Consider the following 6,822-nt stretch of genomic DNA (forward strand, 5'->3'; position numbering starts at 1 on the left):
TCCTCGAACGAAGCGGGGCTCCGCGGCACCGCATCCGCATCGCACGGGCCCTCGTTCCGGACCCGCCGTGCAGGCGGCGGGCTGATCGCGACGAGGATCCCGCGGCGCGGCCTAGCGCAGCGCCATCGACTCCACCGCCGGCTCGCCCTCGCGCGGCAGGCTGGTCTGCCAGACTGCGCCGCTGCGGCCCTTCTGGTAGCCGTCCTCGTAGAGGCGTCGCATGTAGGCGGTGTCGAAGCCCTGGGAGGCCGGGACCTCGGGGATGCGCCGGTCGATGTAGGTCAGGTTGAAGCCCATGCCGTTGCGGCGCGCGAACGCGTAGGTGCTGGCCAGGGTCGCGCGGGAACGGGCGCGCCCGACGGTGGAGAGCGAGCGGACGGCGATCGGCAGGGTCCCGTTCTGCACCACGTCGAAGCTCGGCTCGATGCGGCCGTTGATGACGACGTAGATGTTGGGCTTGCCGCGGCTCGTGGCGATGCGCCCGTCCTGGGTCAGGAAGGCCTCGGGCAGGGTGAAGACCGGGGTCACCACCGAGCCGTCGACGTGCATCTCCTGGAAGGCGTGGTTGCCGGCCTGGGCGTCGATCAGCATCGGCGGGAACACCGCCGGCACGCTGGCCGACGCCGTCAGCACGTCGCGGAACAGGGCGGCGGCGTTGGGCTGGCCGCTCGCCGCGATGGCGCCCATGTCCCAGATCACGGCGCGCTGCGAATCGAGGTTGGTGGTGACGACGAGCAGGCGCCGGCCCTTGCGGTGCTCCTCGGCGACCGCCGCCAGCATCTCCGGCGTGACGTAGCGGCCGACGAGGTCGCGCAGCCGCGCGTCGCCGAACAGGCCGTCGCCAATCAGCACGTTCAGGGGGTTGGGCGAGCGCACCAGGCTCGAGGCCTCGCCGCTGGTGTAGATGTCGCGCAACTGCCCGTCATAGGCCGGCCCGAGGAAGGCGAAGGGCGCGATCAGCGCGCCGGTCGACACGCCCGAGACCATGGTGAAGGTCGGCCGTCGTCCGGTCTCGCTCCAGCCGTTGAGCACGCCGGCGCCGTAAGCCCCGTCGCCGCCGCCGCCCGAGAGGGCGAGATAGCTGAACGGCTCGCGCGAGGCGTTCACCCGGTCGGCGACCGCGGCGAAGCTGCGGGCCGAGCCGTCGGCCCAGTAGCGCACGTCGGGGGCCTGGCCCGGCACGGTGGCGGCAGCGGCCTCGGCCGCCGTGTAGGGTGTGCGCGGCAGCGACGCGCAGGCGGCGGCTTGAGCCCCGATCAGGGCCACGGCGAGGCCGCGCATCCAGGTCGATCGAGCAGACACGATCACTTCACCACGAGTTTCGGCACGCCGCCCTCGCCGGGGATTATCCGACGAAGACGACGAAACGGCAACGCTTATGGCAAAGCTTGAGCGGCGAAACGGTTCCGTCGGGGCCCGCCGCGCGGCCGGGCGTCCTCTCAGCCGGTCGTCTTCGGCCCGCCGCTGCGGCGGCCGAAATCCGGCTCGGCGGTCTCCTGGCCCATGGCCACGATGCCGCGGCGGATCGCCCGGGTGCGGGTGAACAGGGCGTGCAGGGCTTCGCCGTCGTCCCAGCGGATGGCGCGGGCCAGCGCCGCCAGGTCCTCGTTGAAGCGGCCCAGCATCTCCAGCACCGCCTCCTTGTTGGTGAGGAAGATGTCGCGCCACATCGTCGGGTCGGAGGCGGCGATGCGGGTGAAGTCGCGAAAGCCGCCGGCCGAGAACTTGATCACCTCGGACTGGGTCACGGTCTCGAGGTCGGCCGCGGTGCCGACGATGTTGTAGGCGATCAAGTGCGGCACGTGGCTGGTGATCGCCAGCACGAGGTCGTGGTGGGCCGGCGTCATCGTCTCGACGACCGAGCCCAGGCCTTCCCAGAACGCCCGCACCCGTGCCACCGCGGCCGGGTCCGTGCCCTCCGGCGGGGTCAGGATGCACCAGCGGCCGTGGAACAGGCTGGCGAAGCCCGCGTCCGGTCCCGAATGCTCGGTGCCGGCGACGGGGTGGGCCGGCACGAAGCTGACGCCCTCGGGCAGGTGCGGCGCCGCCGCGGCCACCACCGCGGCCTTGACCGAGCCGACGTCGGACAGGATCGCGCCCGGCGCGAGGCCGTGCGCCATCTCCGCCGCCACCGCCCCGATGGCGCCGACTGGCACGCACAGGATCACGAGGTCGGCCCCCGCCACGCCGCCGGCGAGGTCGGTGGTGGCCTCGTCGGCGAGGCCGAGGGCCGCGACGCGGGCGATCACGCCCGGATCGCGGTCGACCGCCACGATGGCGTCCGCGAGACCGGCCGCCCGGGCGCCCCGGGCGATGGAGGAGCCGATCAGCCCGAGGCCGACGAGCGCCAGGCGCCGGAACGGGGCCTCAGCCACGCGCGCCGCCCGAGAACGCATTGCCCACGAACTCGGTCAGCGCCGCCACCACGGCCTCGTTGGCCTCGGCGGTGCCGATCGTCATGCGCAAGGCGTTGGGCAGGCCGTAGGCCCCGACCCGGCGCAGGATCAGCCCGCGGGCGGTGAGATAGGCGTCCGCGTCGGCCGCGGTGCGGCCGGCCTCGTCGGGGAAGTGGATCAGCACGAAGTTGCCGACGCTCGGCGTGACGGCGAGACCCAGCCCTTCGAGCGCCTTCGTCACCTTCGGCAGCCACGCGTCGTTGTGGGCCACCGCCGCCGCGATGTGGGCATCGTCCGCCATGGCGGCGGCGCCCGCCGCGATCGCCGCGGCGCCGAGGTTGAACGGGCCGCGGATCCGGTTGACCGCGTCGGCGATCGCCGCCGGCGCCACCATCCAGCCGATGCGCAGGGCCGCGAGGCCGTACACCTTCGAGAAGGTGCGGGTCATCACGACGTTCTCGGACTCGGCCACCAGCTCGAGGCCGGCCGCGTAGTCGTTGCGCCGGACGTACTCGGCATAGGCCGCGTCGAGCACCAGGAGCACGTTCTTCGGCAGTCCGGCATGCAGGCGCCGCACCTCGTCGAAGGGCAGGTAGGTGCCGGTCGGGTTGTTGGGGTTGGCGAGGTAGACGATGCGGGTCTTGTCGGTCACCGCCGCCAGCAGGGCGTCGACGTCGGCGGTGTGGTCGCGCTCCGGCGCCACCACCGGCGTGCCGCCCGCCGCCAGGATGGCGATGCGATAGACGAGGAAGCCGTACTGCGAGTAGAGGCCCTCGTCGCCAGGGCCCATATAGGCGTAGGTCAGCAGCGAGAGCAGCTCGTCCGAGCCCGCGCCGCAGACGATGCGCTCGGGGTCGAGGCCGTATTTCTGCGCGATGGCCTGGCGGAGCTGCGTGGAGCTGCCGTCCGGATAGAGCTCGAGATGCGCTGCCGTCTCCTGCATCGCCGCGATCGCGGCGGGGCTCGGGCCCATCGGCGTCTCGTTGGAGGAGAGCTTGTGCAGCTTCACCCCGGCCGGCGCCGCGCTCTTGCCCGGCACGTAGGCCTCGATCGCGAGGACACCGGGACGCGGGACGGGGCGGAGGGCGGCGGACATGGGCGAACTCTGGGATCGTCGGGAAACCTGACGCCGTCTAGAGCAAGACGCCGCCTTGGGAAACGGCGGAGATGCGCCGGCGGGTGCGCAGGGATGCAGGGGAGCCTTGCGCCGCCGCGCTAGGCCGGCGCGGCGCGCCGTAGCGCGGGCGGCCGGGGAGCGGTACACCGGGGCAGGGCCGCCCATCCCGCGCGGCCGTGCCCCGCCGGATCATGCACCGCCAGCTTCACGCCCGTCCCACCCGAGCCTGCACCCCATGCGCCGCCTGATCGTCGAGGAGCCCGTCACCCGGGCCGCGCCCTGGGCGCTGCGGCTCGCCTGGCTCTCCCTCGCGGTGGTCGGCCTGGCGCTGCTCCTGGTGCGCGATCCGCGCGCCGAGACCGAGGCGGCCCTCGCGGCGCTCGGGTCCGGGGTCGGGCTCGCGCTGCTGGCGGTGCTGCTCGCCGTGGCGGCCTTCGTGCGGATCTGGCGCGAGGGCGCGCGCGGCCTCGGCATCGCGGTCGGAGGCCTCCTGCTCGCCGCCCTGGTGCTGGCCTACCCGGCCTTCATGACGGTGCGCGGCGCGATGCTGCCGCCTCTCACCGACGTCTCGACCGACATCGAGAATCCACCGGCCTTCTCCCGCTCCCGCGCCGCCTGGGAGGCGCGGGGCTGGCGCCAGCCGCGCGATTCCGGCCCCGCCGCCCGGGCGCTCCAGCGCGAGGCCTACCCGCAGATCGCCCCCCTGACCCTCGATCTCGGGCCGGACGAGGCCTTCGCCCTCGCCCTCAAGGCAGCCCAGAACCGCAAGTGGCAGGTGGTGGAATCCTACAAGCCCGGCGGCCGGGTCGGGAACGGCCGCATCGAGGCGGTGGTGCGCTCGCGCCTGCTCGGCCTGCCCTACGACGTCACGGTGCGGCTGCACCCGCGCGCCGACGGCACCCGCATCGACGTGCGCTCCGCCACCCGTTTCGGCGATCGCGACTTCGGCCAGAACGCCGACCATATCCGCGCCTACCTGGACGAGATCGGCAACCTGGCCCTCGCGGTGAAGTAGGCGCTTCTATCAGCAATCATTGAAAATGGCCTTTGGTCCCGTTCCCGAATTTCCGCCAAGCCTCTGGCTTGGTGTCGAAAATTCGAGTTGGATCAATGGCACGAGGCGTCAGCATCCTGAGCCATTGGCATCAGGCTACCCGGTACTCGCCGTCGAGCGCCGGCGGCCCGTCCGTCGCGGCGCGGCCGCGCTCCACCAGGTCTTCGAGATGGGCGAAGACCGAGAGCGCCGCGGCGGGCCGCAGCATCGGGTCGAGCCCGGAATAGAGCGCGGCGACGAGACCCGGGATCGTGCGCTCGCCCACTTCCAGCCGCTCCAGGATGCCGGTTTCGCGGGCGCGGCGATGGCTGAGGAGACCGCGCACGAAGCGCTGCGGCTCGCGCACCGGGCCGCCGTGGCCGGGCCAGTACACCGTCTCGGTCCGGTCGCGCAGCTTGTCGAGGGAGGCCATGTAGGGGCCCATGGCGCCGTCCGGCGGCGCCACGATGCTGGTCGACCAGGCCATGACGTGGTCGCCCGAGAACAGCGCCTGCTCCTCCGGAAACGCGAAGGCGAGGTGGTTCATGGTGTGGCCCGGCGTGGCGAGCGCCGTCAGGGTCCAGCCCGGCCCCGCGACGCTCTCGCCCTCGGCCAGCTCCCGGTCCGGCCGGTGCTCGGCATCGCCCGCCGCGTCGAGGCGGCCCTGCTCGGCGCCGCGGACCTCCCGGGCCGGCCGGTGGGGGCCGCATCCGAGGATCGGCGCGCCGGTCGCGGCCTTCAGGGGGCGGGCTCCCGGCGAGTGGTCCCGGTGGGTGTGGGTGACGAGGATCGCCTCGACTGTCTCGCCGTCGAGCGCGGCGAGCAGCGCCGCCCGGTGCTCCGGACGGTCGGGGCCGGGATCGATCACCGCCACGCGGCCGCGCCCCACCAGGTAGGTGCAGGTGCCGCTCTGGGTGAACGGGCCGGCATTCGGGCAGACCAGCCGGCGCACGAGCGGCGACACGGTCTCGATCCGACCGCTCGCCGGGGCCTCGCGCAGGAAGACGGGCGCCGCCTCGGGCGCTTCGGACTCGCTCACCGGACCGGCCTCCTGACGCCGCACGGGCATCCTTCCCGGTCTGGGCGGATCCGCCTCACCGGGGAGAATGCGCAAACACCCAATAGCTTGGCATTCATGGCCCGGAGCAGGGTCCGGCCGCACCGCGATCGGGCGTCGCTCCGGGCGACGTATCCGGGGTAGCGGCCCCGTCGCGCCCTGTCGAGGGCCCGCCGCCCTGCGCGGCGAGGGTCAGCCGGACAGCCAGGCCCAGCAGAGCAGGCCGGCGAAGAACAGGCCGGAACTCAGGAAGACGGCCGCGACTTCGCGGTACTGGAGCAGACGATTCTCGAGCGCGGGCGACATGGCTGGAAGACCGGGCGATGGGCCGGAGGGACGAGGCACCTTCGTCATGCCGGCCCGCGAATCGCAAGCGTCGCGACTGCGCAGGCCGGTGGAAGACCGCCCCTGTCTCTGGCCCGCAACAGGCCGGGCAGGGGAGGAGCGCGTCAGCGGAACGGGGAGGGCGACACGACCCGCACCGGCACGAAGCCCGCGTCGCTGACGACCTCGACGAAGCCCACCGACCGCGCGGCGTAGCGCAGGCGGCCGGTCTCGCCCCGGCCCCCGGCGGCGGCGGCGAGCGAGCGCCGGAACTCCGCCCGGGCCCGCTCCCGGCGGCTCACGTCGAGGGTGCGGTCGAGGTCGCGCCGGGCGCCGGGCGAGAGCATTGCGGCGCGGCGAAAATCCACGAAGCGCGCCTCCCCGGTGGTCGCGTGGCGGCCCGCGAAGACCGTGGCGCCGATGCCGCCCGCCACCGCGTCGCCGGGCCGGAGTGTCGCGTCGCGCGGGAGGAGCCCGGCATAGCCGCCCTCGCCGGGCCGGCACGAGCAGCTCGGCACCTGCCGGGCCCGGTAGGCGTAGGCGGAAGCGAGGCTGCGGTAGGGCCGGCCGTCCAGGCTCACCGCCCGATCGAGTTCCTGGCCCGCCCGCACCGTGTAGAGGACGGTTTCCGCCCCCGGGCACGCCGTGGCGCAGGCCTGCTCGTGCAGCGGCAGCGCGTCCCGCGCCTCGATGTTGGCGAGGGGGAACATGTAGCCGTCGCAGGTGCGCACGCAGACGCTGCGGTCGTGGCTGCCGGCGAAGGAGGCGGGCTGCCGCTGCCGTCGCGGGGCTTGAGCGGAGGACGGGCGCGGCGCCGGGGTGACCCAGCGCGGCGGCTCGACCGTGGCATGGGTCGGCCGGCTCGTCCACCGCACCCGCCGCCCGCGCAGGGAGG

At 73.8% G+C, this 6,822-nt stretch carries 6 protein-coding genes; 1 reads left to right on the forward strand and 5 read right to left on the reverse strand.

The window, feature by feature from the left end; translation table 11 throughout:
- Positions 1-111: 111 nt before the first annotated feature.
- From VQ02_RS00580 to hisC, 3 genes are all read right to left on the reverse strand, one after another.
- The gene (locus VQ02_RS00580) at positions 112-1,281 is read right to left on the reverse strand and encodes a patatin-like phospholipase family protein (RefSeq protein WP_048442202.1); all 1,170 of its coding nucleotides are present in this window, start codon (positions 1,279-1,281) and stop codon (positions 112-114) included.
- Between the two features lie 158 nt (positions 1,282-1,439).
- The gene (locus VQ02_RS00585; RefSeq protein WP_048442211.1) at positions 1,440-2,375 is read right to left on the reverse strand and encodes a prephenate/arogenate dehydrogenase family protein; all 936 of its coding nucleotides are present in this window, start codon (positions 2,373-2,375) and stop codon (positions 1,440-1,442) included.
- Complete coding sequence (gene hisC, locus VQ02_RS00590; RefSeq protein ID WP_048442203.1) at positions 2,368-3,492, reverse strand: histidinol-phosphate transaminase; 1,125 nt, start codon at positions 3,490-3,492, stop codon at positions 2,368-2,370. The genes VQ02_RS00585 and hisC overlap by 8 nt, the downstream gene beginning before the upstream one ends.
- A 256-nt stretch (positions 3,493-3,748) precedes the next feature.
- Here hisC and VQ02_RS00595 point away from each other — a divergent pair, with 256 nt between their 5' ends.
- On the forward strand, positions 3,749-4,528 hold the full coding sequence (locus VQ02_RS00595) for a DUF1499 domain-containing protein (protein WP_048442204.1): 780 nt from the start codon (positions 3,749-3,751) through the stop codon (positions 4,526-4,528).
- 130 nt (positions 4,529-4,658) lie between these two features.
- Here VQ02_RS00595 and VQ02_RS00600 read toward each other — a convergent pair whose 3' ends face one another.
- Both VQ02_RS00600 and VQ02_RS00605 read right to left on the reverse strand, forming a co-directional pair.
- Entirely contained in the window at positions 4,659-5,585 is a 927-nt protein-coding gene (locus VQ02_RS00600; protein ID WP_048442212.1) for an MBL fold metallo-hydrolase, read from the reverse strand.
- Between the two features lie 467 nt (positions 5,586-6,052).
- The coding region (locus VQ02_RS00605) for a DUF2865 domain-containing protein (RefSeq protein ID WP_157080432.1) at positions 6,053-6,822 on the reverse strand (770 nt) is incomplete at its 5' end.

Source organism: Methylobacterium variabile (assembly GCF_001043975.1).
GTDB lineage: Bacteria > Pseudomonadota > Alphaproteobacteria > Rhizobiales > Beijerinckiaceae > Methylobacterium > Methylobacterium variabile.